The organism is Escherichia sp. TW14182 (assembly GCF_000208525.1).
In the GTDB taxonomy this organism is placed as follows: domain Bacteria; phylum Pseudomonadota; class Gammaproteobacteria; order Enterobacterales; family Enterobacteriaceae; genus Escherichia; species Escherichia ruysiae.
On sequence record NZ_AEJZ01000091.1, the window covers coordinates 1 to 26,547 of the forward strand.

Genomic DNA, 26,547 nt, shown 5'->3' on the forward strand with positions numbered 1-26,547 from the left:
TTATTTGATTTTTTAAAACCTGCCAGTCTGCCATATTGATTTACTACCGACAATGATGGCGCTGGCGGATATTGAAAAACCTGACATATTGCCAGGGGAAAATATCCTCACAGCGAAAGAGCCACGCGGCGTGATGGTGGAATTTAACCGCTACGAGATTGAGCATGACAGCTTTGGCGGCTTTATTCCGGTGCGTTGCTGGGTGACGGATGACTTTAAACTGGTGCTCAACCTCTTCACCAGTGATGAACTTTACGATCGCCGTAATGACCCAAATGAAATGCATAACCTGATCGATGATATTCGTTTTGCCGACGTTCGCAGCAAAATGCATGACGCCTTATTGGGTTACATGGACAAAATTCGCGATCCGTTCCGCAGTTACCAATGGAGCCTCCGTCCGTGGCGCAAAGATGCGCAACCGCGCTGGATGGGGGCGTTCCGCCCTCGCCCACAGGATGGTTATTCTCCAGTGGTACGCGACTATGACACCGGTTTACCGACGCAAGGGGTGAAAGTCGAGGATAAAAAACAGAAGTTCTGACGATGATGCCCGCTGGCGGAAACCTGGCGGGCAATATTCAGGCTGCTTAAACCAGTGAACTGCCAGTCAGGAAAGAAAAAATCAGGAATATCAGTAGAAGGCTGCACACGATGCCGATACCAAAAAGCAAGGTATGGAAAGCCAGCGTCCCGCCGCCAAATACCAGAGCGCCGCGAATGCTCCAGCGATTTTCCTTACGCATACCGCCAACAAATGCGCAAAGTAGCGCAGCAATGGCCAGTGCGATACCGCCTTGATCGAGGATTTTATCGACATCAGGCGTTTCTTTTTTTTCCACGGTGGTAATTTTTTCGCCTTTTATTCCGGCGAGAAGACCTCTTTTAATTTCAGCCGTTTTGTCCGCCACGATGCTTTCAAGCGTTGGCGGTGGCGCGGAAAAAGGGCCGAATGAAAAGTGGATAATCCCCATCATTAAGGCGATGGCACCGAACAGCATGCCCAATGAACTGATTTTATTTTGCGCTATGATACCCATCTGACCTCCTTGTAGCGGATGGCAAAGCATATCAAGAAAACATCAACCGAAATTCCTAAAAAGAGACGGATAAAACATCGCTATTGTGAAATTGCAAAGGAGCAACAATGAAAATTTCCCGCCTCGGAGAAGCGCCTGATTACCGCTTCTCGCTGGCTAATGAGCGTACTTTTCTGGCGTGGATCCGTACTGCACTAGGATTTCTGGCAGCAGGTGTGGGGCTGGATCAACTTGCGCCAGACTTCGCCACGCCCGTCATTCGCGAGCTGCTGGCGTTATTGCTATGCTTATTTTCTGGCGGACTGGCAATGTATGGCTACCTGCGCTGGTTACGCAATGAAAAAGCGATGCGTCTGAAAGAAGATTTACCTTACACCAACAGCTTATTAATCATTAGCTTAATATTGATGATCGTGGTGGTGATCGTTATGGGACTGGTGTTGTATGCCGGATAGCCGCAAAGCCAGACGGATTGCCGACCCAGGCCTTCAGCCGGAACGCACATCGCTGGCATGGTTTCGTACTATGCTGGGCTACGGTGCGTTGATGGCGCTGGCAATCAAACATAACTGGCACCAGTCAGGCATATTGTTCTGGATTTCTATTGGCATCCTCGCCCTTGTGGCACTAATCCTCTGGCGCTATACACGAAATCGTAATTTAATGGATGTGGCTAATAGCGATTTTTCCCAAATTTGCGTAATCCGTGACAAATTTATGATCTCCCTCGCGGTGTTATCTCTCGCAATACTGTTTGCTGTTACGCATATACACCAACTTATCGTATTAATTGAGAGAATCACATGACAGGAAGTCAGGTTATAGATGCTAAAGAGGACAGGCATAAACTGGTTGTAGAGTATAAAGATACATTACAACCAGGTGATTTTTATAAGAATTTAAAACAGAGGGGCATCCGCGCCGTGCAACTCATTCCCCATATAGAATTTAATGACCGAGGCGAGCTGACGGCAGCGTCGGTGACAACCGAGTTATGGGGACAATTTTTAATCGCCCTGTTCGAGTGTTGGGTGCGGACAGATATCAGTCGTATATCAATCGAGCTTTTTGATGTCACGCTGCAAAAATGGTGCGGGAACGAAAGCCAACAACCACAGAGGGGGTGTCAGGAGTGTGACTGGTATCTCCTTTGCCCTCATGCCGGGGATGGTCAGCCGGATAAGGTACTTTGTGCTGGCTATCAGGCTTTTTATTCCCACTCCGCGCCACACATGCGGGTAATGCGCGACTTGATAAAGCAGCATCGTTCTCCTGTGGAGCTGATGACGATGCTGTGGTGACGTAAGTTAAACGGGCTGTCCCTGCTGCGACATCCGCGTCGCCAGCGGCAGCCAGCACAGCACAATTAACATTCCCATTAAGGTCATCAATAGCCCCAGGCTTCCCTGGCCGGTTTGCGGCAGCATCGCGGAGAGCGACGCCAGCACGCCGGAACCAATGTTTTGCAGACCGCCGACCAGTGCGCCAGCCGTGCCCGCCAGGAAGGGGAAAGGCTCCATCGCGCCGCTGGTTGCCAGCGGAAACAGCATCCCGGCACCGAAAAAGAACAATGCTGCGGGAACGAGCAGTGTCCAGACACTCATTACGCCAAACCAGCTGGGGATCCACATCATCAGTCCTGCCAGCAGGCAACAGATAACGGACTGCCACATTAACGAAGAGAACCGTTTATTCGGGCGTCCGGCAAACCATGCACCGAAAAATGCCGCCGGAATTGGCAGAATAAACAAAATACTGACCGTCATACTGCTCAGCCCTAATACTGCGCCCATCAGCACCCCAGAACAGGCTTCGAAAGCGGCAATCCCTGCCAGACCGCCAATCAGCATCAGTAAATAGCAGTTAAAACCGCCATTTCCAAAGAGCGTTTTATAGCTGGTGAGCAGACGCGTACGCGGTGCATCGACAGGGCGCGTTTCTGGCATCCAGCGTGCCATACTGAAGGTCACACCAGCACAAAGCACTAGTAAAAACAGGTAACAGGCTCGCCAGTTCCACATGGTATCCAGTAGACCGCCAATGAGTGGTGCGAGCAAAGGGCTGACGAGAATACCCATATTTAACATGCTATTAGCGTGGCGTAGCTGTGTCCGTTCATACAAATCACGCGGCAATGTACGCGCCATCACACCACCGACACCGGTTCCCATCCCTTGCATTGCGCTGGCAGTAATCAATACCGTCAGGCTGGAGGTGGTGACCGCAACCAGCGTTGCTAACATAAAAATGGACATTCCGATGAGGATCACCGGGCGGCGACCTACCCTGTCGGAAATTGGGCCATAAAATAGTTGTGAGACACCGTAGGTCAGCAGATAAGCGCCCATTACGCTCTGCACCGCCCCTTCACGGACGTTGAGATCGCGCGCCATATCGGCAATAGCAGGAATATAAATAGTTTGCGCCATCTGACCGACGGCCACGAGTAATACCAACATCAATAATAAATTGACGTTTCTATGCCTTTTCATTATCACAGACGCTTATAAAAATATATTTAGAATAAGTTACTACGCATTCGAATAAATGCGGGAGAGAAATCTATCACATTGATAAATGTTAGCCAGATATATATGAGGAATAGTAATAAGAAAAACGGCAGAATATATAAACAAAAGCGGCAATAAATGTTGCCGGAATAGGGATAAAACCTTAACGCCACATCCGCCAGCATCGCGTCCGACACCCATTTGCAAGCAGAATATAAAAGGGGAGCGGTTTCCCGCTCCCCTTTAGTGCGGCTTGAATCTGAATTACTTAAGATATTTCAGAACAGCATCAAGCAGTTGCAGTGCTGCAACAATGAGTTTGAGGATAAGAATGGCGATATCCACCAGGCTCATACGCGTCTCCTGTGGTTCAGGAGCACTACCAGCCGACGTACCTTTCCGCTGCCTGTTGCCAGCTGTTGTGCACGCGGTCTCTCAAGGAGAAACGTTGTGCTGTTGACATAACACAGTGTGCTCACGCGGGGTTAAGGCGCTGACGGCACCACCCGTTTCAGCCAGGACTTAGTGCGCCGGGTAACGATGCGGCCCCGCATAACACATTGCGTACAGTGATATTATAGAAGTGTACTGTATAAATAAACAGTAATTTTTGGACAAATTGCAAACTGTGATCGATACTCGACTATGCGTTAAAAAAGTCAAAATTCGTGCCGAAATTGCGTGTTCTATGCGGAACACGTATACTTTCAGTGTTGACATAATACAGTGTGCTTTGCGGTTACCAGCCGCGAGCGGCTGACGAAACCTCGCTCCGGCGGGGTTTTTTGTTACCTGCGATTCAGTACAAAACGTGATCAATCCCTCAATTTTCCTTTGATGAAAAATTTTCCATTGTCTCCCCTGTAAACCTGTGCTTGTATAAATATTGTTAAACACAAAACCAACAAGGTCCCCAATGACTATTTCCATGCTCAACGCAAAACTACTACCAACTGCGCCATCCGCCGCAGTGGTCGTCGTGCGTGTGGTGGTGGTCGTCGGCAATGCGCCGTAGGGACTGGAACAACACACGATTCCAAAACCCCGCCGGCGCAAACCGGGCGGGGTTTTTCGTTTAAGCGCCCCCGGAAAGTCGGCTCAGAAGAAAAGGACTGGAGTATGGCAAGTTCGGGCATAATATCGACACGCAAGCGTTTTACTGGCGCAGAATTTATCGTTCATTTTCTGGAACAGCAGGGCATTAAGATTGTGACGGGGATACCTGGCGGCTCGATTCTCCCTGTCTATGACGCCTTAAGCCAAAGCACGCAAATCCGCCATATTCTGGCTCGTCACGAACAAGGCGCGGGATTTATCGCCCAGGGGATGGCGCGTACCGACGGCAAACCCGCAGTTTGCATGGCCTGTAGTGGGCCGGGTGCGACTAATTTGGTGACTGCCATTGCCGATGCGCGGCTGGACTCTATCCCGCTGATTTGCATCACCGGTCAGGTTCCTGCCTCAATGATTGGCACCGACGCTTTCCAGGAAGTCGATACCTACGGCATCTCTATCCCCATCACCAAACATAACTATCTGGTCAGACATATCGAAGAACTCCCGCAGGTCATGAGCGATGCCTTCCGCATTGCGCAATCAGGCCGTCCTGGCCCGGTGTGGATAGACATTCCTAAGGATGTGCAAACAGCGGTTTTTGAGATTGAAGAACAACCTGTTATGGCAGAAAAAGCCGCCGCCCCCACCTTTAGCGAAGAAAGCGTTCGTGACGCTGCGGCAATGATTAACGCCGCCAAACGCCCGGTGCTTTATCTGGGGGGCGGTGTCATTAACGCGCCTGCACGGGTGTGTGAACTGGCAGAGAAAGCCCAGTTGCCCACCACCATGACCTTAATGGCGCTGGGCATGTTGCCGAAAGCGCATCCACTGTCGCTGGGTATGCTGGGGATGCACGGTGTGCGCAGCACCAACTATATCTTGCAGGAGGCGGATCTGCTGATTGTTCTCGGAGCACGTTTTGATGACCGGGCGATTGGCAAAACGGAGGAGTTCTGTCCGAACGCCAAAATCATCCATGTGGATATTGACCGCGCAGAGCTGGGTAAAGTGAAGCAACCGCATGTGGCGATACAGGCGGATGTCGATGACGTGCTGGCGCAACTGATCCCGCAGGTGGAAGCCCAGCCGCGAGCAGAGTGGCATCAACTGGTGGCTGATTTACAGCGCGAATACCCGTGTCCAATTCCAAAAGCGTGCGATCCGTTAACACATTACGGCCTGATTAATGCCGTTGCCGCCTGCGTGGATGACAACGCGATTATTACCACTGATGTTGGTCAGCATCAGATGTGGACGGCGCAGGCCTATCCGCTCAATCGCCCACGTCAGTGGCTGACCTCCGGTGGGCTGGGTACGATGGGCTTCGGCCTGCCTGCGGCGATTGGCGCGGCGCTGGCGAACCCCGATCGCAAAGTGTTGTGTTTTTCCGGTGACGGCAGTCTGATGATGAATATTCAGGAGATGGCCACCGCCAGCGAAAACCAGCTTGATGTCAAAATCATTCTGATGAACAACGAAGCTCTGGGGCTGGTGCATCAGCAACAAAGTCTGTTCTACAAGCAGGGTGTTTTTGCTGCCACTTATCCGGGCAAAATCAACTTTATGCAGATTGCCGCCGGATTCGGCCTCGAAACGTGTGATTTGAATAACGAAGCCGATCCGCAGGCCGCATTGCAGGAAATGATTAATCGCCCTGGTCCGGCACTGATCCATGTACGGATTGATGCGGAAGAAAAAGTTTACCCGATGGTGCCGCCAGGTGCGGCGAATACTGAAATGGTGGGGGAATAAACCATGCAAAATACAACTCATGACAACGTGATTCTGGAACTCACCGTTCGCAACCATCCTGGTGTAATGACCCACGTTTGTGGGCTTTTTGCCCGCCGCGCCTTTAACGTTGAGGGCATTCTCTGTCTGCCTGTTCAGGACAGCGACAAAAGCCATATCTGGCTACTGGTGAATGATGATCAGCGGCTGGAGCAGATGATAAGCCAGATAGACAAACTGGAAGATGTGGTAAAAGTGCAGCGTAATCAGTCCGACCCGACCATGTTTAACAAGATTGCTGTGTTCTTTCAGTAACCGCTCAAGGCTTGAACAGCGGCGCGCTTATCGTTAAGGTAAGCGCGTTTTTTTTACCCGCCAGGACAAGACCATGATAACCGTTGCCCTTATAGACGATCACCTTATCGTCCGCTCCGGCTTTGCGCAGTTGCTGGGGCTGGAACCTGATTTGCAGGTAGTTGCCGAGTTTGGTTCGGGGCGCGAGGCGCTGGCCGGGTTGCCAGGGCGCGGTGTGCAGGTGTGTATTTGCGACATCTCTATGCCGGATATTTCCGGTCTGGAGCTGCTAAGCCAACTACCGAAAGGCATGGCGACAATTATGCTCTCCGTTCACGACAGTCCGGCGCTGGTTGAACAGGCGCTCAATGCGGGGGCACGCGGCTTTCTCTCCAAACGCTGTAGCCCGGACGAACTGATCGCTGCGGTGCATACCGTTGCCACGGGCGGCTGTTATCTGACGCCAGATATCGCCATTAAACTGGCATCCGGTCGTCAGGATCCGCTGACCAAACGCGAACGTCAGGTAGCGGAAAAGCTGGCGCAAGGGATGGCGGTGAAAGAGATTGCCGCCGAACTGGGCTTGTCGCCGAAAACTGTGCACGTACATCGCGCTAATCTGATGGACAAACTGGGCGTCAGTAACGATGTTGAACTGGCTCGCCGCATGTTTGATGGCTGGTGATGAAGACATTTTTCTCCCGCTTAAATACTGTAATTTCCTGCTTTTTTATCTTCTCTGCCGCATGGTTTTGCCTGTGGAGTATTAGCCTGCATCTGGTTGAACGACCGGATCTGGCGGTATTGCTGTTTCCGTTTGGTGTGCGACTGGGGCTGATGTTGCAATGCCCGCGCGGATACTGGCCCGTGTTGCTGGGCGCGGAATGGCTGCTGATTTACTGGCTGACGCAGGCTGTCGGGTTAACGCATTTTCCGTTATTGATGATCGGTAGTTTATTGACGTTACTGCCCGTGGCGTTGATTTCCCGCTTTCGCCATCAGCGCGACTGGCGCACATTGTTGTTACAGGGGGCTGCGTTAACGGCGGCAGCGTTGTTACAGTCGCTGCCCTGGCTTTGGCACGGGTATGGTAACGAATCGTGGAACGCGCTGTTATTAACCTTAACAGGTGGTCTGACGCTGGCTCCTGTTTGCCTTGTGTTCTGGCACTACCTGGCTAATAACACCTGGCTGCCGCTAGGGCCGTCGCTGGTTTCTCAGCCGATAAACTGGCGCGGGCGGCATCTGATTTGGTACTTGCTGCTGTTTGTTATCAGCCTCTGGCTGCAATTGGGACTGCCGAACGAACTGTCGCGTTTTACGCCATTCTGCCTGGCGCTGCCGATTATCGCTCTGGCCTGGCACTATGGTTGGCAAGGGGCGCTGATTGCGACGTTGATGAATGCCATTGCACTGATTGCCAGCCAGACATGGCGCGATCATCCGGTAGATTTATTGCTCTCGCTTTTGGTGCAAAGTCTGACAGGGCTGTTACTGGGCGCAGGCATCCAGCGGTTGCGTGAACTTAACCAGTCGCTGCAAAAGGAGCTGGCACGCAATCAGCATCTTGCCGAACGTTTGCTGGAAACCGAAGAGAGCGTGCGCCGCGATGTGGCGCGTGAACTGCACGACGATATCGGTCAGACCATCACCGCCATTCGTACTCAGGCGGGCATTGTTCAGCGGCTGGCGGCAGATAACGCCAGCGTGAAGCAGAGCGGGCAGTTAATCGAACAACTGTCGCTGGGCGTTTACGACGCGGTGCGCCGCTTATTAGGACGGTTACGTCCGCGCCAGTTGGATGATCTCACCCTGGAGCAGGCTATCCGTTCATTGATGCGAGAAATGGAGCTGGAAGGTCGCGGCATTGTCAGTCATCTTGAATGGCGGATAGATGAATCAGCATTAAGTGAAAACCAGCGTGTGACGCTGTTTCGTGTCTGCCAGGAAGGGCTGAACAACATTGTGAAACATGCCGATGCCAGTGCGGTCACGCTGCAAGGCTGGCAGCAGGATGAGCGATTAATGCTGGTGATTGACGACGATGGTAGCGGTTTGCCGCCAGATTCAGGGCAGCACGGTTTTGGTCTCACCGGAATGCGTGAGCGCGTAACGGCGTTGGGCGGCACCTTGACCATATCCTGTCTGCACGGCACGCGCGTCAGTGTCTCTCTACCCCAACGTTATGTGTAAGGCTTGATGATGTTGCAGTTCCTGAAAGCGCCTGCCGACGCGCCGCTGATAAGCGATAAACGTGAAATTGATGCCCGCTATCGTTACTGGCGTCGGCATATTTTGCTGACAATCTGGTTGGGCTATGCGCTGTTTTATTTCACGCGTAAGAGTTTTAACGCCGCTATGCCAGAAATCCTTGCCACTGGCGTGCTAAGTCGTAGCGATATCGGCCTGTTAGCAACCCTGTTTTACATCACCTACGGTTTGTCGAAGTTTGTTTCCGGCATTGTCAGCGACCGCTCAAATGCGCGTTATTTTATGGGGATGGGGCTTATTGCGACTGGCATCATCAACATTCTGTTTGGATTTTCCACTTCGCTATGGGCGTTTGCCGTGCTCTGGGTGTTGAACGCTTTTTTCCAGGGCTGGGGTTCGCCGGTTTGTGCGCGGCTGTTAACCGCCTGGTATTCACGTACCGAGCGCGGCGGTTGGTGGGCGTTATGGAACACGGCGCATAACGTTGGCGGCGCGTTGATCCCTATTGTGATGGCGGCAGTTGCGCTGCATTACAGCTGGCGTATCGGGATGATGGTTGCCGGTTGTATGGCGATAGTCGTGGGGATTTTTCTTTGCTGGCGACTGCGCGATCGCCCGCAGGCATTAGGTTTACCGGCGGTCGGCGAATGGCGACACGACGCGCTGGAGGTCGCCCAGCAGCAGGAGGGCGCAGGGCTGACGCGTAAAGAGATCCTCACCAAATATGTGTTGCTGAATCCGTATATCTGGTTGCTTTCGTTCTGCTACGTGCTGGTCTACGTGGTTCGCGCAGCGATCAACGACTGGGGCAACTTGTACATGTCCGAGACGCTGGGCGTCGATCTGGTCACGGCGAATACGGCGGTGACGATGTTTGAACTGGGCGGATTTATCGGTGCGCTGGTTGCCGGTTGGGGTTCGGACAAACTGTTTAACGGCAACCGTGGGCCGATGAATTTGATTTTCGCCGCCGGGATTTTGCTATCAGTCGGTTCGCTGTGGCTAATGCCGTTTGCCAGCTACGTGATGCAGGCGACTTGCTTCTTCACCATTGGTTTTTTTGTTTTTGGCCCACAGATGTTAATCGGTATGGCGGCAGCAGAGTGTTCCCACAAAGAAGCGGCAGGGGCGGCGACGGGGTTTGTCGGCTTGTTTGCTTACCTGGGGGCGTCGCTTGCTGGTTGGCCGCTGGCGAAAGTGCTCGATACCTGGCACTGGAGCGGTTTTTTTGTGGTTATCTCCATTGCCGCCGGGATCTCGGCCTTGCTATTACTGCCCTTTTTGAATGCTCAGGCACCGCGCGAAGCGTGATACATCTCACCTTTTTACCTCATATCCGGCAAAACTAAGAAATTTTCCAGGTTTTGCCTGGACACTATCTCAGGCCTGATTGGCTGCTGATTTTTACAATGCCATCATTCATTAATTCGTTCCCCAATTAATTCAAGTTGCAGGAATACATGCAGCTAAAGCACCTGCGGCTTGAAGAATGATGGGAAATCAGGAGTAACCCATGCTGGCTTTCCTCAACCAGGTTCGCAAGCCGACTCTGGATCTTCCGCTCGAAGTGCGGCGCAAAATGTGGTTCAAACCGTTCATGCAATCCTACCTGGTGGTCTTTATTGGCTACCTGACGATGTATCTGATTCGCAAGAACTTTAACATTGCGCAGAACGACATGATCTCCACTTACGGGTTGAGCATGACGCAGTTGGGGATGATCGGCCTGGGCTTCTCCATCACTTATGGCGTGGGTAAAACGCTGGTCTCCTACTACGCCGACGGCAAAAACACCAAACAGTTCCTGCCTTTCATGCTGATCCTCTCTGCCATTTGTATGCTGGGCTTCAGCGCCAGTATGGGCAGCGGATCGGTTAGCCTGTTCCTGATGATTGCGTTTTACGCCTTAAGCGGCTTTTTCCAGAGTACTGGCGGCTCATGCAGTTATTCCACCATCACCAAATGGACGCCGCGTCGTAAGCGCGGGACGTTTCTCGGTTTCTGGAACATTTCCCACAACCTCGGCGGTGCGGGCGCGGCGGGTGTGGCGCTGTTCGGCGCAAATTACCTGTTCGACGGTCATGTGATCGGCATGTTTATTTTCCCGTCGATTATCGCGCTGATTGTCGGTTTTATCGGCCTGCGTTACGGCAGTGACTCCCCTGAAGCGTATGGCCTCGGTAAAGCCGAAGAACTGTTTGGTGAAGAGATCAGCGAAGAGGACAAAGAGACGGAATCCACGGATATGACCAAGTGGCAGATCTTTGTTGAGTATGTGCTGAAAAACAAAGTGATCTGGCTGCTGTGCTTCGCCAACATCTTCCTGTACGTGGTGCGTATTGGTATCGACCAGTGGTCAACCGTGTACGCGTTCCAGGAACTGAAACTCTCTAAAGCGGTGGCGATTCAGGGCTTTACGCTGTTTGAAGCAGGCGCACTGGTCGGTACTCTGCTGTGGGGCTGGCTCTCTGACCTGGCGAACGGTCGCCGTGGCCTGGTAGCCTGCATCGCGCTGGCGCTGATTATCGCGACACTCGGTGTGTATCAGCACGCCAGCAATCAATATATCTACCTGGCTTCTCTCTTTGCATTAGGTTTCCTGGTATTTGGTCCGCAACTGTTGATTGGCGTGGCGGCTGTTGGCTTTGTACCGAAAAAAGCGATCGGCGCTGCCGACGGGATTAAAGGCACCTTCGCCTACCTGATTGGTGACAGCTTTGCCAAGTTAGGTCTGGGGATGATTGCCGATGGTACTCCGGTATTCGGCCTCACCGGCTGGGCTGGAACCTTCGCCGCGCTGGATATCGCCGCAATTGGCTGTATCTGTCTGATGGCGATAGTCGCGGTGATGGAAGAACGCAAAATCCGCCGCGAGAAAAAAATTCAGCAGTTGACAGTGGCATAAACGTAACTGGTGACTTTTGCCCGGCATGACGCCGGGCATTTTTTTATTCCGCAATTTCTAGCGTAGTGAAGGCAAACTTCTCGCCATCAAACAACCCCTGGCTGGTCAGTTTCAACGCGGGGATCACTGGCAGGGAAAGAAACGCCATCTGAATAAACGGTTCATCCGGTAACGAACCACATTTGCGGGCGGCAACTTTCAGGGCGTCAATTTGCTCCGCCAGCGACTGCGCCGTGTCGGTGCTCATCAGGCCGGCAATGGGCAACGGTAGATGGCTCTGCACCTGACCGTCACGCACCACACACAGCCCGCCGCCATCCTGAATCACCTGATTTACCGCCAGCGCCATCTCTTCCGTACTACGACCGATCACCACAATGTTATGGCTGTCATGGCTAACCGTCGCAGCCAGTGCACCTTCATTCAGACCAAAGCCCCCAAGCAAACCACAGGCCGGAGCCAGTCGTTGCCCGTAACGCTCAAGCACGGCAATAAAGCACACATCATCGCGATCAAAACCATTTTCGCTATAGACGCTGGAGCGGGAGTGCGTAATCAGCTCATTATGGATAACGTCAATGACTCGATAGCGTTTTCCGGGCGTAAATTGTAGGGCAAAGTCGCTGGCGGAAACCGGCTGGCGAGCAATAGTATTGCCATACGGTGGGGCGGATTGCGCCAGTCTCGCCGACTCTTGTGCTTGCAAGGTTTGCGCGTCAATCGGTTCGCCTTTCACCAGTACCTGCTGCACCGTGACCTTACGCGCATCACTTAACAGGACGATATCGGCCTGCTTGCCGGGCGCCAGTAAACCGAGATGATTAAGACCAAAATGGCGCGCTGTTGACCAACTGGCGACGCGATATGCCACATGCAGCGGCACATTGTGCTGTTCGATCAGGCGGCGAATTAAGGCATCGATATGCCCTTCATGGGCGATTTCCCACGGGTTACGGTCATCGGTACAGAGCATACATTGCGGGCTATTAAATTCGTTGATTAACGGAGCCAGCGCGTTGAGGTTGCGGGCAGCGGATCCTTCGCGGATCATCAACGACATGCCGAGTTGTAATTTCCGACGGCCTTCTTCCAGCAAATAGCTCTCATGGCAGTTTTCAATACCGGCAGCAATATAGGCGTTAAGTTCTTTACCGCCTAAACCGGGGCAGTGACCGTCCAGCGTCAGATGGCGAAACGCGTCCAGTTTATCGAGCAGCGCATCCTGCCCGCTAATTACGCCAGGGTAGTCCATCATTTCCGCGAGGCCGGTAACTTGCGGGTGATCTCGCCAGGCGAGCATCTGTTCGAGAGTAAAACTGGCGCCGTTTACATCGCAGCCTTCCAGTGCGGGTACGCAAGAGCTGACTTGCAAATACTGATTCTGCTTTGCCTGTTCTGCGCAGCGAGCAAACCAGGCGAATCCGGATTCGCCCATGACATTGACGATTTCATGGGGATCGCAAATAACAGTTGTCAGGCCGCGTGGCAGGGTGGCGGTTTCAAAGGTGACTGGCGTCATCATGCTGGATTCAATATGCAGGTGAGCATCAATAAATCCTGGTACTGCCGTTGCGCCGTTAGCATCAATTCGGTGCAAAGCCGGAGCGTTGACGTATTCTGCGCCAACACCAGCAATGTAACGCCCTTTAATCACAATCGGGCCGGAAATTTCTCCGCCATTGATCAGATCCAAAATAGAGACATTATCAATAATATAATCGGCAACGGTTTCGCCACGGGATACGGCTAACAATTCCTGGTATTCGCTCCGACTAATGTAATGAAATTTATGGCTAATAGAATTATTCATGTTTTTCTCATTTTGATTTTATCAAATTGATTATTATTTATCATAAAGAAACGTCGCGAGATTATTAAAGAATATCCATTAATGTGCAATTGAAATGTGATAATTATCACTGAACCAGTGTTGTCATTTGTTTTACAAAAGCAAGGATTTAAATTTCCTTCAATGGACAAAAAAATGAATAATGACAATACCGATTACGTGAGTAATGAATCAGGGACGCTTTCGCGATTATTTAAACTTCCTCAACATGGAACCACCGTCCGCACAGAATTGATTGCGGGGATGACTACTTTTTTAACCATGGTGTACATCGTTTTTGTTAACCCGCAAATCCTTGGCGCGGCACAAATGGACCCGAAAGTGGTATTTGTCACCACCTGTTTAATTGCCGGTATTGGCAGTATTGCGATGGGGATATTTGCTAACTTACCCGTGGCGCTGGCACCGGCAATGGGGCTGAACGCCTTCTTCGCGTTCGTGGTCGTGGGGGCGATGGGGATCTCCTGGCAGACCGGGATGGGAGCCATATTCTGGGGCGCAATCGGACTGTTTTTGCTCACGCTCTTTCGTATCCGTTACTGGATGATTTCCAACATTCCATTAAGTTTACGTATTGGTATCACCAGTGGTATCGGGTTATTTATTGCCTTGATGGGATTAAAAAATACCGGTGTTATTGTCGCCAATAAAGATACGCTGGTTATGATTGGCGATTTAAGTTCTCACGGCGTGTTGTTAGGTATTTTAGGTTTTTTTATTATAACCGTGTTGTCATCACGTAATTTTCATGCGGCGGTGTTGGTTTCTATTGTTGTTACTTCCTGCTGTGGATTATTTTTCGGTGATGTTCATTTTAGCGGCATCTATTCCATTCCACCCGATATTAGCGGTGTCATTGGTGAAGTCGATTTGAGCGGCGCGTTGTCGCTTGAACTTGCCGGTATCATTTTCTCCTTTATGCTGATCAACCTATTTGATTCATCAGGAACATTAATTGGGGTAACTGATAAAGCTGGCTTAATAGATAGTAACGGTAAATTCCCCAATATGAATAAGGCGCTGTATGTCGATAGCGTCAGTTCGGTGGCGGGTGCGTTTATCGGCACCTCGTCTGTTACTGCCTATATTGAAAGTACTTCTGGTGTGGCGGTCGGTGGCCGCACGGGGCTGACTGCGGTTGTGGTCGGCGTTATGTTCCTGTTGGTTATGTTCTTCTCACCGCTGGTGGCAATGGTTCCACCCTATGCGACTGCCGGGGCGCTCATCTTCGTGGGCGTGTTAATGACCTCAAGTCTGGCGCGCGTTAACTGGGATGATTTTACCGAATCGGTGCCCGCATTTATTACTACGGTGATGATGCCCTTTACTTTCTCGATCACTGAAGGTATCGCGCTGGGCTTTATGTCGTACTGCATTATGAAAGTTTGTACCGGACGATGGCGCGATCTGAACCTGTGTGTGGTGGTTGTAGCGGCGCTGTTTGCGCTGAAAATCATCCTGGTGGATTAGTATCTGATAAGTGTTTCCAGATATCATGAGGGCCGGTTACGCAGGAGAACTCATGATCTGGATAATGCTCGCTACGATGGCGGTGGTGTTTGTGATTGGTTTTCGGGTGCTGACATCCGGAGCCAGAAAGGCGATTCGCCGTCTCAGCGATCGGCTGAATATTGATGTCGTACCCGTCGAATCGATGGTCGATCAGATGGGAAAGTCAGCGGGTGACGAATTTTTACGTTATCTGCATCGCCCGGATGAGTCGCACCTGCAAAATGCTGCGCAGGTGTTGCTCATCTGGCAAATTGTCATTGTCGATGGCAGCGAACAGAACCTGCAACAGTGGCATCGGATATTACAAAAAGCTCGCCTTGCCGCGCCGATTACCGACGCTCAGGTCAGGCTGGCGCTGGGTTTTCTGCGCGAAATAGAGCCTGAAATGCAGGAGATTAATGCATTCCAGATGCGCTACAACGCGTTTTTTCAGCCTACTGAAGGCGTTTACTGGCTGCATTAAAACCGCTTTGCCTGATGCGACGCTGGCGCGTCTTATCATGCCTACATACCCACGTCTAACCTGTAGGGCAAATAAGGCGTTCACGCCGTATCCGCTATGGGATCTGGCAGTAGGCGGACGCATTCCTACGTTCTATTTACAGCAGCACCTCTAACCCGTGTTTTTGCACAATACTAAGCAGTTTTAATGACATACCGCTGGGGCGCTTAGCGCCGCTTTCCCATTTTTGTACAGTTGAAACGCTAGTATTGAGATAGTGAGCGAAGACGGGTTGACTCACTTTTAATTTTTCCCGCAGTGCTTTTATCTCAACAGGTTGTAAGTCTGGCACGCTGCTCAGGCAGGCTTTGTCAAAAGTACGCATTGTTTCGGCAGAAATGGCATCAACGCTGGACAATCCAGCAGCCGCGCTGTGAATGGCCTCAAATGCAGGACTTTTGAATTTAGTTTTTGCAGTCATAGCAAATCTCTGTCAGTTCTTTACAGTTAATCATGACCGTCAGTTGGGCTTTCGTCAGGAAGGCATAATGCTTTGCGAGTTCTCGAAATCCAGACAGTTCCTGACTATTGATGTTCGACATATCCTGTTTTGCATATAAAAACGTGTAAAACCAATTGCTACCCCCTTTCGCCAGAATAATTGCACGCTCACGATTTTGGTGAAGGCGCTTTTTAAAAACGCTACCACCAAGCGCATCAGCTTTACCCTGATCTGTTTCTAAAATGGCCTGGCACAACTCTTCATCTGTTATTGCATGAGACTTCGCTTCCCTTGCAAACCATTTAGTTTTAAACACACGCATATCGTTGAGGTACGCTTATTAAAGTGTATCACTAAGTGCGATACTTTACCCCTTATTCCCAACTAAATCGCGTAAATGCATATCACCTTGCCATATGATTTTTATTTCCTCGAGCAGCCTCGAATTTTTCCCACGACACCGTAAAGGTTGCAAAAACGTTAAATGCGTCACACATTTCAATGCTAGACTGACCGGCTTTTCCCCTGAAACATGCCACGGGTAACACCATGAGTGAACATATCGAAGAAAACTGTGGCGCGGATGCCATCACCCGACCGAACTGGTCAGCCGTTTTCTCGGTGGCGTTTTGCGTCGCCTGCCTGATTATCGTTGAGTTTTTACCTGTCAGTTTGCTGACGCCGATGGCGCAGGATTTAGGCATTTCGGAAGGGCTTGCCGGGCAATCGGTGACCGTGACCGCCTTTGTGGCGATGTTTGCCAGTTTGTTTATTACCCAGACAATTCAGGCCACCGACCGCCGCTACGTTGTTATTTTGTTCGCCGTTTTGCTGACGCTCTCTTGCTTACTGGTTTCCTTTGCCAGCTCGTTCAGAATGTTATTAATCGGTCGAGCCTGTCTGGGGCTGGCGCTGGGCGGATTCTGGGCGATGTCAGCGTCACTGACCATGCGTCTGGTGCCGCCTCGTACGGTGCCGAAGGCGCTGTCAGTGATTTTCGGCGCGGTTTCTATTGCGCTGGTGATTGCCGCGCCGTTAGGCAGCTTTTTAGGCGAGCTTATCGGCTGGCGCAATGTCTTTAATGCGGCAGCGGTGATGGGCGTGCTGTGTATTATCTGCATTATCAAATCATTGCCTTCGCTGCCTGGCGAACCCTCGCATCAGAAACAAAATACCTTCCGTCTGTTGCAGCGTCCGGGGGTGATGGCCGGGATGATCGCTATCTTTATGTCCTTTGCGGGGCAATTCGCTTTCTTCACCTATATTCGACCGGTATATATGAATCTGGCGGGATTCGGCGTAGATGGCTTAACGCTGGTGCTGTTGAGTTTTGGTATCGCCAGTTTTGTCGGTACGTCGCTTTCGTCGATCATTCTTAAACGTTCAGTAAAACTGGCCTTAGCGGGAGCACCGTTAGTGCTTGCTCTTAGTGCACTGGTACTGACGTTGTGGGGAAGCGATAAAATTATTGCTACCGGTGTGGCGATTATCTGGGGGCTGACCTTTGCTTTAATTCCCGTGGGCTGGTCAACGTGAATCACCCGCTCATTAGCCGATCAGGCAGAAAAGGCGGGATCTATTCAGGTGGCTGTTATTCAGCTTGCCAATACCTGCGGCGCGGCAATTGGTGGTTATGCACTGGATAACATTGGTCTGACTTCGCCGTTAATATTGTCCGGCACGTTGATGTTGCTTACCGCGCTGTTGGTTACTGCAAAAGTGAAAATGAAGAAATCCTGATATCAGGTTAAAGAAGTGTTGGTCAGTGGCTGTTGCCGCTCTTACATATCCGGGCATTCTACCCTGCCCAACGCTTCCCAGTAGTTACTCTGATTATTACGCTCCATCGCCACGATGGCTTCGCGTATGTGTTGTTTATTGCTTTCATCAGACAACATTAACTTTTCCCACGCTTCATCTGATAACGATGCCTGCGGGGTACAAATTTTTCGCAAATCCTGTAATACCGTATTTTTCTCTTTCGCCGATTGTAACGAGCTAAAAGGCGACTCGGCATACACCATACCCGGCATCGCGAAAACAGCGAAAATAAGAAGCAGCGTCGTTGGTTTCATGAGTTCTACCTTTTTACAAATGGCATCGAATGAAGCATAAGTGTAGTTTGTTTTCATAGCTCTAATCATGCTGTACGAAACGCGTTTTAGTATTCAGTAAGAAGTGCCAGACCTTATATTCCTCTTTTATTCCTTTTTCTTCTTATCGATAGCATTTCGTTTTTTAACCGCAGCGACCTTACCGCTATAGTCAGGTCATCATTAATAAAAGGATAAAAAATGAAACTGACAACACATCATCTACGAACAGGAGCAGCGTTATTACTGGCAGGAATACTACTGGTAGGCTGCGACCAGCAAAGCAGCGATACCAAACACATTAAAGTTGGCGTCATAAACGGTGCCGAACAAGATGTGGCGGAAGTCGCAAAAAAAGTGGCTAAAGAGAAGTATGGCCTTGAGGTTGAACTGATTGGATTTAGCGGTTCATTGCTGCCGAACGATGCAACAGATCATGGTGAACTGGATGCCAATGTATTCCAGCATCGCCCTTTTCTTGAACAGGATAATCAGGCGCACGGTTATAAACTGGTGGCGGTGGGAAATACCTTTGTATTCCCCATGGCGGGATATTCGAAAAAAATTAAAACGGTCGATCAGCTAAAAGATGGGGCGACAGTGGCGATTCCGAATGATCCGACCAACCTTGGGCGGGCGCTGTTACTTTTGCAAAAAGAGAAACTGATTACGTTGAAAGAAGGGAAAGGTTTACTGCCAACGGCATTGGATATTACCGATAACCCGCGTCATTTGCAGATAATGGAACTGGAGGGGGCACAGTTGCCGCGTGTACTGGACGACCCGAAAGTGGATGTGGCGATTATCAGCACGACTTATATTCAGCAAACCGGGCTTTCCCCGGTGCATGACAGCGTATTTATTGAAGATAAAAATTCGCCGTATGTGAACATTCTGGTGGCGCGGGAAGATAACAAGGATGCAGAAAACGTGAAGGAATTTTTGCAATCTTATCAATCACCAGAAGTTGCTAAAGCGGCAGAAACTATCTTTAACGGTGGCGCGGTGCCGGGCTGGTAATTATCAACCGCGCCGCGCCAGACGATCACATTTTTCTGGCGCGGCGGCGGGAATCCATTGAAATCAAAATCACCGATGACAGAATCAGCAGCGTTCCCAGCCAGTCAGGTAATGTGAAAGTGATCCCCAGCAACAGCAAAGAGAGCAGCGCGCTACTTAATGGTTCTGCACAGCTCAAAATGCTGGCTTTTGGCCCGCCAATTAACTGTGCGCCTTTCAGATACAGACTAAAGGTTAGCGAAGTTCCAATTACCACCAGATAGAAAAATGCCAGAATCAGGCTGCCATTAACCACGAAATTTGTTCCTTGTCCGGCATAAAAGGGCAACAGGATCAGACCACCAATGAGCATACTCCAGCCGACCACTGGCAACGTGCCGTAACGGGAAATGAGCGTTGAGGGGTATGTTGTATAGAATGCGGCAGCAAATGCCGAGGCGATACCCCAGAATAACGCAGCAGGAGAGATCGATAATGACGTCGGATTACCGTGCGTCACCAATAAAAACGTACCAATCAGCGATGTCAGAATGGCGCAAAAAACCAGGATGCCGGGGCGTGATTTACGTACCAGTGAGAACCATGCCACGATAATCGTTGGTGATAAAAATTGCAGCACCGTTGCTGTAGCAGCATTGGATTTTTCAATTGTCAGTAAGAAAGTAAGCTGGACGGTCAGTGCGCCAACAACGGAAAAAATCAGCAGGCTGATGGCATCTTTATGATTTTTAATGATTGAGAAGACTTTATCGCCGTGGACAAAGGAGAGCGTTAGCAGAATAAAACCGGCAAATATCAGTCGCGTCATAGTCAGAAACTGCGATGACATCTGGCTTTGCTCCATGATGTATTGTGCGCAGACACCTGAACTTCCCCACAATACGGCGGCAATTAGAACGTTCAGCATCCCCTTTCTGGTGGAACCCATTTTTCCCCTCTACATACGGTTTTGTCATTTATGTATGCAGGCATGATAGCAAAAATGGCAAGGATGGCTCTGTTCATATAAGGCATATTTATGTTGCCTTTCAGCAATAGTTACGCATCTTGAGCAATAACAGGCAGACCATTGATACGTCTGACATTATTATCGCCAGCCAGAAGCAGTCTGAAAATAAAATCGACCGTGAGGCTTTTATATTATCCTCGTCGGAATCATAAATATTTTTCTCATAAGTATCCTTCATAGTTTGCGTCGGTCGTTATTCAAAAGCATTGAAATCTCTTATCACGTCGCAACGAAATATTTTTGCATTAGCGTCGCTGACAAATAGCGTGGGTAATTTGATGAGGTCGAGCATTATTCTTTATCTTTATGAAACGCGTGAAATGCTTATTAAACCGTCATGTTATGGCGTTATCATTTTTTTCTGACAGCATGTTACTGTTCGCTTTTTAAACGCGAAGAATGTTATGCAAATCCATAAAGTGATCAAACCCGAGTTTGTGAAGAAGTTTTCCTGCGTCGGACCTGACTGCCTGATTTCCTGTTGTCAGGGATGGAAAATAGATATCGACAAGAAAACTCATCATGATTACCTCAACGCACACCATCCGGAAATCTCCAGGCTGGCGAAAGAGAATTTGATGCTGGTGCGAAAAGGTAAACAAAGATATTCGAGAATTAAGCTGGACGCGCAGGGGCAGTGTCCGTTTCTCGACGAAGATAAACTCTGCCTGGTTCATCGCGAGCTGGGAGGCAACGCGCTTTCAGTTACCTGTTCTACTTATCCACGTTGTAAAAAGCACTACGCGGATACAACTCGTTATTCGATGACGCTTTCATGTCCGGAAGTAGCCCGGCTGGTATTGTTCGATGCCGACAGCATGTTAGTGCATGAACAAGATGAGCTGCTGGCGAAGGCGAAAAACAATATCATCGCCCGGCAGCAGCCGGTTAATCAGATCCAACAGATTGTGCATCTCTTTGCCTGGCACCTTCTACAGTCGCCATCGTTGAACGTTGAAGAGAACCTGATGGCGCTGGCACAGTTTATGGTTTACTTGCAACGCATTGAGTTCGATCTGCATCGCCATTTTGCGCAGGCCGAACAGTATCATCAGGAACTATTAAGCGAGCTGGCGGCAGGTATAAGTTTGATTCATCGCTCAACGTCAACGGAGTCGGTTGGATTGAAGGTGCGCGCGCTGTCGGCATTGGGTTCACTTATCGCGAATGAAGGCGCCAGGGATAACATTATCGCTGGGGTGCATCGGAAGATGGCGGCGTATTTAAATATTACAGCCAGCACGGATAAGCAGGATCTGGTCGATAAGTTTGCAGTTCTGGATAAGCAATGGCAGCAGCTTTGCCAGGATTCTATCCTCAGCGCCCCGCATGTATTGCGCAATTTACTGACCTACAAAATTTACCACTGTCATTTTCCGGATGCTGATTTCTCAACGATCATGCGCCAGGTTTACCGTTTAATCCTCGATTATTTCTATATAAAGCATTTGTTGAGTGTGACATCGCTGGAAGCAACTCCTGATGAGGCAACGGTGCTGAAGATTGTGGCGAGCCTTGCCGAGAAAACCTTGCATTCGCCAATTATCAATCAGCGGATGGATAAAGCGATTGACATGATCAATGCCGGGGACGATCTCTCCTGCCTGCTGTTGATTTGTTAAATTCGCCTGCCGGAGACAGGGTTAAGTCTTTGTCTGACATGTCGCCGCCATTGCAATAAATGTTAAGAAATAACTCGGTTAAACCGATTGAATCATGAACAGAAGAAAATGTCTGGTTTTAATCGTATTACAAGGGATTGGCGAACGTCAGAAGAGGCATTTTGGCGGAAGATCACAGGAGTCGAACCTGCCCGGGACCGCTGGCGGCCCCAACTGGATTTGAAGTCCAGCCGCCTCACCGGAGACGACGATCTTCCGCGCCTCGATTGCTACATGGAGGCGGGGCGCATTATAGCTAGTTCCTCGCCTTATCACATCCCCCATCACACTTTTTTCCGTATCGTTTCGTCTTGCCATGATCCCTTTCACAGAAACCTTCAGCAAATCCATAAGTTACATTTTGGCGCTACCGCGATCACAGAAAACAAGAAACGTAAGTTGATAACAAAAAATAGCAATATCCGCACTCTTAAGGATGGTTTACTTTCGGGCTGTCTGACTGGCGCCTTCTTCACTTGTCATGCATGCGGTAACTAAAATTTCAGAACGAAAGGAACGGATTATGAAAATCAGCGATGGAAACTGGCTTATTCAACCTGGTCTTAATTTGATTCACCCCATCCAGGTTTTTGATGTTGAGCACCGGGGAAAGGAGATGGTGGTTTATGCCGCGCCGCGTGATGTGCGGGAGCGTACCTGGCAGTTGGATACGCCGCTGTTTACGCTGCGCTTTTTTTCACCTCAGGAAGGTGTGGTTGGCGTGCGGATTGAGCATTTTCAAGGGGCGCTGGATAGCGGTCCGCATTACCCGATTAATGTGTTGCATGACGTTCCGGTGGAGATGCAAAACACGAGTGAATATGCCGAGCTGAAGAGCGGTAATTTGAGTGTTCGCGTTACCAAAGGGGAATTCTGGTCGCTTGATTTTCTGCGCAATGGTGTGCGTATTACCGGTAGCCAGTTGAAAAATAACGGCTATATACAGGATACCAACACCAACCGTAGCTACATGTTTGAGCGGTTGGATCTCGGTGTCGGTGAAACGGTATACGGTCTGGGGGAACGCTTCACTGCGCTGGTGCGTAACGGTCAGACGGTGGAAACCTGGAACCGTGATGGCGGAACCAGCACCGAACAGGCGTACAAAAACATCCCGTTCTATATCACCAACCGTGGCTACGGTGTGCTGGTTAATCATCCGCAGTGCGTCTCGTTTGAAGTGGGATCGGAGAAAGTCTCCAAAGTACAGTTCAGCGTTGAGGGTGAATATCTCGAATACTTTGTTATCGATGGCCCGACGCCGAAAGCGGTGCTCGATCGTTATACCCGTTTTACCGGGCGTCCGGCGTTGCCGCCAGCATGGTCCTTTGGTTTGTGGTTAACGACTTCATTTACCACTAATTATGATGAAGCAACGGTAAACAGCTTTATCGACGGCATGGCGGAACGGAATCTGCCGCTACATGTTTTCCACTTCGACTGTTTCTGGATGAAAGCTTTCCAGTGGTGCGATTTTGAGTGGGATCCGGTAACTTTCCCTGACCCGGAAGGGATGATCCGCCGCCTGAAAGCGAAAGGGCTGAAAATCTGCGTCTGGATTAACCCCTATATAGGGCAAAAATCCCCGGTATTTAAAGAGTTGCAAGAGAAAGGATATTTACTCAAACGCCTGGACGGCTCGTTATGGCAATGGGATAAATGGCAGCCAGGCCTAGCGATTTATGACTTTACCAACCCAGATGCCTGCAAATGGTACGCCGATAAACTGAAAGGCCTGGTAGCGATGGGCGTCGATTGCTTTAAGACCGACTTTGGCGAACGTATTCCAACAGACGTTCAGTGGTTTGACGGTTCCGATCCGCAGAAAATGCATAACCATTATGCATACATCTACAACGAACTGGTGTGGAACGTGCTCAAGGAAACCGTCGGCGAGGAAGAAGCCGTCTTGTTTGCCCGCTCGGCCTCCGTCGGTGCGCAGAAATTCCCGGTACACTGGGGCGGCGACTGTTACGCTAACTACGAATCAATGGCGGAAAGCCTGCGCGGTGGTTTGTCTATTGGCCTTTCTGGTTTTGGTTTTTGGAGCCACGATATCGGTGGCTTTGAGAATACCGCTCCGGCACACGTTTACAAACGCTGGTGCGCATTTGGTTTGCTCTCCAGCCATAGCCGTTTACATGGCAGCAAATCTTATCGTGTGCCGTGGGCTTATGATGATGAATCCTGCGATGTCGTGCGCCATTTCACTCAGCTTAAATGCCGTATGATGCCGTATCTGTACCGCGAAGCCGCTCGTGCTAACGCGCTGGGTACGCCGATGATGCGCGCAATGGTGATGGAGTTCCCGGACGATCCGGCCTGTGATTATCTTGACCGTCAATACATGTTGGGCGACAGCGTGATGGTTGCGCCAGTGTTCTCTGAAGTGGGCGATGTACAGTTTTATCTGCCAGAAGGTCGCTGGACGCATCTGTGGCATAACGATGAAACAGAAGGCAGCCGTTGGCATAAACAGCAGCATGATTTTCTTAGTTTGCCGGTTTACGTGCGTGACAACACCTTACTGGCGCTGGGGAACAATGACCAACGCCCCGACTACGCGTGGCATGAAGGCACGGCTTTCCAGCTTTTTAATCTGCAAGACGGGCATGAAGCTGTCTGTGAAGTGCCCGCCGCCGATGGTTCGGTGATCTTCACCCTGAAAGCGGCGCGTACTGGCAATACGATTACCGTGACAGGCGCGGGCGAGGCGAAGAACTGGACACTGTGCTTGCGTAATATTGCGAAAGTAAATGGTTTGCAAGGCGGTTCGCAGGCTGAAAGTGACTTGGGCGTGGTGGTGACGCCTCAAGGGAATGCGCTGACAATTACGTTGTAATTTATTGAAGGAATGCCGGGTACGGCTATGTCGTGCCCGGCGAGATTGATTTTTACTGCACTGGCTCCGTTGACGTGACTTCGCCACTGGAAACTACGCCAGCATTCATGGTTTGGGTTACCTGCTGCTTTTCAGCGTTCACAGCATGGAGTTGTCCGTTAACCGTGGGTTTTAGCGGTACATCGGTCTGGATATCGCCGCTGGCGGTGAGCTGAATATTGCCATCGCCCGTAATAGGTAACTCTGGCCATCCCCACTGTTGCAAAATGTTCATCGGCACACCGCGTCCGTTCAGGCTGATATGGGTCTGGCGCTGCGGCGTTTGTGAGACACTGGCAGTGGCTTCAAGAATGCCTTTCTCGGTAAATGCGCTAAGTTCGCTGATATTCACCGTGCTGCTATTGGCGGTTAGCGCCAGCGACGGACGACGAACGTCGACACGATTGAACGTTGCGGCGGCGGCATTCAGGTTCGCCGTGCCACTCCAGACGCCCCACTTATGATCGGCAACCAGCGTCAGATTCGCGCCATAACCATCCAGCGCAGTGAGCTGCCACGGGAAGTTCGGATCGATATCAATGATCAGATTGCGGCTGGCGCTAAATCTCTTCAGTTGCAGGCGGTTTAACCAGTTTGGGGTCGTTTCCATCCACAACTGTTGCCAGTTTTTCGGCAAGGTAAATTCCAGCCCGACAATTGCCGCATCATCGAGGAGCAGCGTTTTCCCGTCGCGTTGCCAGTTTCCTGATGTTCGTACCATTCCGCCTTCCCAACGGCTGGTAAACTGGCGCAGCGCGACGCCCTGAGGGGAAAACTCCGCGTTCATAATCGGGTCAAATAAATGCAGCGAACCATAAATAAACTCGCTGGCGTTCATTGACAGCTTGCCTTCCTGCGTCTGCCAGTCATCTTTAATGAAGGTCATGTTGCGCAAGCTGAGATCGAGGTCGGTCACCGCCCAGTCCGGACCTTGCAGGCGAGCGTCGATCACTTCAAGGCGGCCAATCTGCAACGACGGGACAGAGCGCAAAGGTGCAAAGAAATCGGTCAGAGATTTTTCGCTTTGCAGACGGATATCGGCCAGGCGCAGATTTTCTACCTGCCAGCTACCATCGGCATTACGCTGCGCATTACCGGTTAATGAGCCACGGGCGATATCGGCGCCCAGGTTCGTAAGCGTGACGCGATCGTTATCAATAGTGCCTTCAATCAGTACATTGGTAGCAGCAACATCGTTGAGCGACAGAGAGCCGGCACTGAACTGAATTTGAGCCTTCGTGCCCAGGACTTTACCGGCTTCCGGCGACCATGGAACGACGCCGCCATTTACTCGCTGTGCGCTGAGATTCCACTCGCTATTGGGACTGTTAAACGCCATATCACGCAGTTGCAGACGATCCGCTTTGAACGGTAACGGCGCGGTCTGGTCGGTGAGATTCAACGTCCCGTTTTCCAGCAGGATAGTATCGACATGGCGTGGTTCGCTCAGTTGCCGACTACTTAGCGCAATATCGACACTTTTCGCCACCAGAGTGGCGGGTTGACCATCGCGACCGAATGTGACGTTCTCCAGCACGATATGAGATGGTGCGGAAAACCGGTGATCCATCGCTCCGAAGGTCAAATGATAGTCGCTATTCCTGGAAATCCATGCGCTGATATGCTCTGCTCCCCAGCGGGTTTGCAGAAGGAAATAGAGGCCAGCGATCGCCACGAATAGCGCGATGAAAATGTAGAGAAGCAGCTTCCCAATAAATTTCATGGTCTTCCATCCCGTGAAATGCACATAAGGGAGTTATGCACGATTTACGCGCATTCCTCAAGGCGGGAATGGAGAAAGCGAGTGGCTAAAGGCGGGGAAAGAATTATT

The 26,547-nt window shown here is 50.6% G+C and carries 24 protein-coding genes, 1 tRNA gene and 2 pseudogenes; 17 read left to right on the forward strand and 10 right to left on the reverse strand.

The window, feature by feature from the left end; translation table 11 throughout:
* Positions 1-22 precede the first annotated feature (22 nt).
* Positions 23-544 (forward strand): annotated as a pseudogene (locus tag EQY_RS0109130) (sulfatase/phosphatase domain-containing protein); the annotation flags it as partial.
* 46 nt (positions 545-590) lie between these two features.
* Here the strand turns inward: EQY_RS0109130 and yidI are convergent.
* On the reverse strand, positions 591-1,040 hold the full coding sequence (gene yidI / locus EQY_RS0109135; protein WP_000511298.1) for an inner membrane protein YidI: 450 nt from the start codon (positions 1,038-1,040) through the stop codon (positions 591-593).
* 107 nt (positions 1,041-1,147) lie between these two features.
* Between yidI and EQY_RS0109140 the strand changes: the two genes are divergently transcribed.
* From EQY_RS0109140 to EQY_RS0109150, 3 genes are read left to right on the forward strand one after another with little or no spacing between them, the layout of a single operon-like run.
* Positions 1,148-1,495, forward strand: a complete 348-nt coding sequence (locus EQY_RS0109140) for a YidH family protein (RefSeq protein ID WP_000703958.1) — start codon at positions 1,148-1,150, stop codon at positions 1,493-1,495.
* Positions 1,485-1,847, forward strand: coding sequence for a DUF202 domain-containing protein (locus EQY_RS0109145; RefSeq protein WP_001113440.1), 363 nt, complete (start codon positions 1,485-1,487; stop codon positions 1,845-1,847). The genes EQY_RS0109140 and EQY_RS0109145 overlap by 11 nt, the downstream gene beginning before the upstream one ends.
* Positions 1,844-2,341: a radical SAM protein gene (locus EQY_RS0109150; protein ID WP_000148080.1), complete on the forward strand. Its 498-nt coding sequence runs from the start codon at positions 1,844-1,846 to the stop codon at positions 2,339-2,341. The genes EQY_RS0109145 and EQY_RS0109150 overlap by 4 nt, the downstream gene beginning before the upstream one ends.
* A 6-nt stretch (positions 2,342-2,347) precedes the next feature.
* Here the strand turns inward: EQY_RS0109150 and emrD are convergent, their stop codons facing one another.
* Together emrD and tisB are read right to left on the reverse strand one after the other, a co-directional pair.
* Complete coding sequence (gene emrD / locus EQY_RS0109155) at positions 2,348-3,532, reverse strand: multidrug efflux MFS transporter EmrD (protein WP_024212485.1); 1,185 nt, start codon at positions 3,530-3,532, stop codon at positions 2,348-2,350.
* A 282-nt stretch (positions 3,533-3,814) separates the two neighbouring features.
* Complete coding sequence (gene tisB / locus EQY_RS0109160; RefSeq protein WP_000060506.1) at positions 3,815-3,904, reverse strand: type I toxin-antitoxin system toxin TisB; 90 nt, start codon at positions 3,902-3,904, stop codon at positions 3,815-3,817.
* 562 nt (positions 3,905-4,466) lie between these two features.
* Between tisB and ivbL the strand changes: the two genes are divergently transcribed.
* The 7 genes from ivbL to uhpT all read left to right on the forward strand — a co-directional run bounded on the left by ivbL (position 4,467) and on the right by uhpT (position 11,747).
* Positions 4,467-4,565 (forward strand): ilvB operon leader peptide IvbL, encoded by a 99-nt coding sequence (gene ivbL, locus EQY_RS0109175; RefSeq protein WP_016159932.1) that lies wholly within the window; start codon positions 4,467-4,469, stop codon positions 4,563-4,565.
* Positions 4,566-4,669: 104 nt separating this feature from the next.
* Entirely contained in the window at positions 4,670-6,358 is a 1,689-nt protein-coding gene (gene ilvB, locus EQY_RS0109180) for an acetolactate synthase large subunit (protein ID WP_000168413.1), read from the forward strand.
* A 3-nt stretch (positions 6,359-6,361) separates the two neighbouring features.
* Entirely contained in the window at positions 6,362-6,652 is a 291-nt protein-coding gene (ilvN, locus tag EQY_RS0109185; RefSeq protein ID WP_001181709.1) for an acetolactate synthase small subunit, read from the forward strand.
* A gap of 73 nt (positions 6,653-6,725) precedes the next feature.
* Positions 6,726-7,316 (forward strand): response regulator transcription factor UhpA, encoded by a 591-nt coding sequence (gene uhpA, locus EQY_RS0109190; protein ID WP_000633666.1) that lies wholly within the window; start codon positions 6,726-6,728, stop codon positions 7,314-7,316.
* The gene (uhpB, locus tag EQY_RS0109195; RefSeq protein ID WP_024212486.1) at positions 7,316-8,824 is read left to right on the forward strand and encodes a signal transduction histidine-protein kinase/phosphatase UhpB; all 1,509 of its coding nucleotides are present in this window, start codon (positions 7,316-7,318) and stop codon (positions 8,822-8,824) included. Before uhpA ends, uhpB begins: the two co-directional genes overlap by 1 nt.
* Positions 8,825-8,833: 9 nt before the next feature.
* Positions 8,834-10,153 (forward strand): MFS transporter family glucose-6-phosphate receptor UhpC, encoded by a 1,320-nt coding sequence (uhpC, locus tag EQY_RS0109200; protein WP_010350496.1) that lies wholly within the window; start codon positions 8,834-8,836, stop codon positions 10,151-10,153.
* Positions 10,154-10,355: 202 nt separating this feature from the next.
* On the forward strand, positions 10,356-11,747 hold the full coding sequence (uhpT, locus tag EQY_RS0109205) for a hexose-6-phosphate:phosphate antiporter UhpT (protein WP_000879190.1): 1,392 nt from the start codon (positions 10,356-10,358) through the stop codon (positions 11,745-11,747).
* Between the two features lie 43 nt (positions 11,748-11,790).
* Here uhpT and adeD read toward each other — a convergent pair whose 3' ends face one another.
* Complete coding sequence (gene adeD, locus EQY_RS0109210) at positions 11,791-13,557, reverse strand: adenine deaminase (RefSeq protein WP_001065766.1); 1,767 nt, start codon at positions 13,555-13,557, stop codon at positions 11,791-11,793.
* 174 nt (positions 13,558-13,731) lie between these two features.
* Here adeD and adeQ point away from each other — a divergent pair, with 174 nt between their 5' ends.
* Positions 13,732-15,066 (forward strand): adenine permease AdeQ, encoded by a 1,335-nt coding sequence (gene adeQ, locus EQY_RS0109215; protein WP_016159934.1) that lies wholly within the window; start codon positions 13,732-13,734, stop codon positions 15,064-15,066.
* A gap of 52 nt (positions 15,067-15,118) precedes the next feature.
* Positions 15,119-15,571, forward strand: coding sequence for a DUF1198 domain-containing protein (locus EQY_RS0109220; protein ID WP_024212487.1), 453 nt, complete (start codon positions 15,119-15,121; stop codon positions 15,569-15,571).
* Between the two features lie 136 nt (positions 15,572-15,707).
* Here the strand turns inward: EQY_RS0109220 and EQY_RS0109225 are convergent, their stop codons facing one another.
* A complete protein-coding gene (locus EQY_RS0109225) occupies positions 15,708-16,031 on the reverse strand; it encodes a helix-turn-helix domain-containing protein (protein WP_000125641.1) in 324 nt (107 codons plus the stop codon).
* Positions 16,015-16,368 carry a type II toxin-antitoxin system RelE/ParE family toxin gene (locus EQY_RS0109230; protein ID WP_138984113.1) on the reverse strand — a complete coding sequence of 118 codons (354 nt, stop codon included), beginning with the start codon at positions 16,366-16,368 and terminating at the stop codon, positions 16,015-16,017. The genes EQY_RS0109225 and EQY_RS0109230 overlap by 17 nt, the downstream gene beginning before the upstream one ends.
* 233 nt (positions 16,369-16,601) lie before the next feature.
* Here EQY_RS0109230 and nepI point away from each other — a divergent pair.
* A pseudogene (gene nepI / locus EQY_RS0109240) lies at positions 16,602-17,792 on the forward strand (purine ribonucleoside efflux pump NepI).
* A gap of 41 nt (positions 17,793-17,833) precedes the next feature.
* Here nepI and yicS read toward each other — a convergent pair.
* Complete coding sequence (gene yicS, locus EQY_RS0109245) at positions 17,834-18,127, reverse strand: protein YicS (RefSeq protein WP_010344417.1); 294 nt, start codon at positions 18,125-18,127, stop codon at positions 17,834-17,836.
* A gap of 219 nt (positions 18,128-18,346) precedes the next feature.
* Here yicS and nlpA point away from each other — a divergent pair, with 219 nt between their 5' ends.
* Positions 18,347-19,165: a lipoprotein NlpA gene (nlpA, locus tag EQY_RS0109255; protein WP_000779439.1), complete on the forward strand. Its 819-nt coding sequence runs from the start codon at positions 18,347-18,349 to the stop codon at positions 19,163-19,165.
* Between the two features lie 25 nt (positions 19,166-19,190).
* Here the strand turns inward: nlpA and EQY_RS0109260 are convergent, their stop codons facing one another.
* Positions 19,191-20,093: a carboxylate/amino acid/amine transporter gene (locus EQY_RS0109260; RefSeq protein ID WP_000535939.1), complete on the reverse strand. Its 903-nt coding sequence runs from the start codon at positions 20,091-20,093 to the stop codon at positions 19,191-19,193.
* Positions 20,094-20,578: 485 nt separating this feature from the next.
* Here EQY_RS0109260 and fliB point away from each other — a divergent pair, with 485 nt between their 5' ends.
* Positions 20,579-21,796 (forward strand): flagellin lysine-N-methylase, encoded by a 1,218-nt coding sequence (gene fliB / locus EQY_RS0109265; RefSeq protein WP_001165568.1) that lies wholly within the window; start codon positions 20,579-20,581, stop codon positions 21,794-21,796.
* A 162-nt stretch (positions 21,797-21,958) separates the two neighbouring features.
* Here fliB and EQY_RS0109270 read toward each other — a convergent pair.
* A tRNA-Sec gene (locus tag EQY_RS0109270) sits at positions 21,959-22,053 on the reverse strand.
* Between the two features lie 305 nt (positions 22,054-22,358).
* Here EQY_RS0109270 and yicI point away from each other — a divergent pair.
* A complete protein-coding gene (gene yicI / locus EQY_RS0109275) occupies positions 22,359-24,677 on the forward strand; it encodes an alpha-xylosidase (protein ID WP_000702868.1) in 2,319 nt (772 codons plus the stop codon).
* 52 nt (positions 24,678-24,729) lie between these two features.
* On the opposite strand, the gene EQY_RS0109280 is transcribed toward yicI, so the two are convergent.
* A complete protein-coding gene (locus EQY_RS0109280) occupies positions 24,730-26,439 on the reverse strand; it encodes an AsmA family protein (RefSeq protein WP_024212489.1) in 1,710 nt (569 codons plus the stop codon).
* Between the last annotated feature and the right edge of the window lie 108 nt (positions 26,440-26,547).

Excerpts from the sequence above, each read along its gene's own strand:
- yidI (WP_000511298.1), bottom strand. The coding sequence starts at position 1,040 with ATGGGTATCATAGCGCAAAATAAAATCAGTTCATTGGGCATGCTGTTC.
- EQY_RS0109140 (WP_000703958.1), top strand. The coding sequence starts at position 1,148 with ATGAAAATTTCCCGCCTCGGAGAAGCGCCTGATTACCGCTTCTCGCTG.
- EQY_RS0109145 (WP_001113440.1), top strand. The coding sequence starts at position 1,485 with ATGCCGGATAGCCGCAAAGCCAGACGGATTGCCGACCCAGGCCTTCAG.
- EQY_RS0109150 (WP_000148080.1), top strand. The coding sequence starts at position 1,844 with ATGACAGGAAGTCAGGTTATAGATGCTAAAGAGGACAGGCATAAACTG.
- emrD (WP_024212485.1), bottom strand. The coding sequence starts at position 3,532 with ATGAAAAGGCATAGAAACGTCAATTTATTATTGATGTTGGTATTACTC.
- tisB (WP_000060506.1), bottom strand. The coding sequence starts at position 3,904 with ATGAGCCTGGTGGATATCGCCATTCTTATCCTCAAACTCATTGTTGCA.
- ivbL (WP_016159932.1), top strand. The coding sequence starts at position 4,467 with ATGACTATTTCCATGCTCAACGCAAAACTACTACCAACTGCGCCATCC.
- ilvB (WP_000168413.1), top strand. The coding sequence starts at position 4,670 with ATGGCAAGTTCGGGCATAATATCGACACGCAAGCGTTTTACTGGCGCA.
- ilvN (WP_001181709.1), top strand. The coding sequence starts at position 6,362 with ATGCAAAATACAACTCATGACAACGTGATTCTGGAACTCACCGTTCGC.
- uhpA (WP_000633666.1), top strand. The coding sequence starts at position 6,726 with ATGATAACCGTTGCCCTTATAGACGATCACCTTATCGTCCGCTCCGGC.
- uhpB (WP_024212486.1), top strand. The coding sequence starts at position 7,316 with ATGAAGACATTTTTCTCCCGCTTAAATACTGTAATTTCCTGCTTTTTT.
- uhpC (WP_010350496.1), top strand. The coding sequence starts at position 8,834 with ATGTTGCAGTTCCTGAAAGCGCCTGCCGACGCGCCGCTGATAAGCGAT.
- uhpT (WP_000879190.1), top strand. The coding sequence starts at position 10,356 with ATGCTGGCTTTCCTCAACCAGGTTCGCAAGCCGACTCTGGATCTTCCG.
- adeD (WP_001065766.1), bottom strand. The coding sequence starts at position 13,557 with ATGAATAATTCTATTAGCCATAAATTTCATTACATTAGTCGGAGCGAA.
- adeQ (WP_016159934.1), top strand. The coding sequence starts at position 13,732 with ATGAATAATGACAATACCGATTACGTGAGTAATGAATCAGGGACGCTT.
- EQY_RS0109220 (WP_024212487.1), top strand. The coding sequence starts at position 15,119 with ATGATCTGGATAATGCTCGCTACGATGGCGGTGGTGTTTGTGATTGGT.
- EQY_RS0109225 (WP_000125641.1), bottom strand. The coding sequence starts at position 16,031 with ATGACTGCAAAAACTAAATTCAAAAGTCCTGCATTTGAGGCCATTCAC.
- yicS (WP_010344417.1), bottom strand. The coding sequence starts at position 18,127 with ATGAAACCAACGACGCTGCTTCTTATTTTCGCTGTTTTCGCGATGCCG.
- nlpA (WP_000779439.1), top strand. The coding sequence starts at position 18,347 with ATGAAACTGACAACACATCATCTACGAACAGGAGCAGCGTTATTACTG.
- EQY_RS0109260 (WP_000535939.1), bottom strand. The coding sequence starts at position 20,093 with ATGGGTTCCACCAGAAAGGGGATGCTGAACGTTCTAATTGCCGCCGTA.
- fliB (WP_001165568.1), top strand. The coding sequence starts at position 20,579 with ATGCAAATCCATAAAGTGATCAAACCCGAGTTTGTGAAGAAGTTTTCC.
- yicI (WP_000702868.1), top strand. The coding sequence starts at position 22,359 with ATGAAAATCAGCGATGGAAACTGGCTTATTCAACCTGGTCTTAATTTG.
- EQY_RS0109280 (WP_024212489.1), bottom strand. The coding sequence starts at position 26,439 with ATGAAATTTATTGGGAAGCTGCTTCTCTACATTTTCATCGCGCTATTC.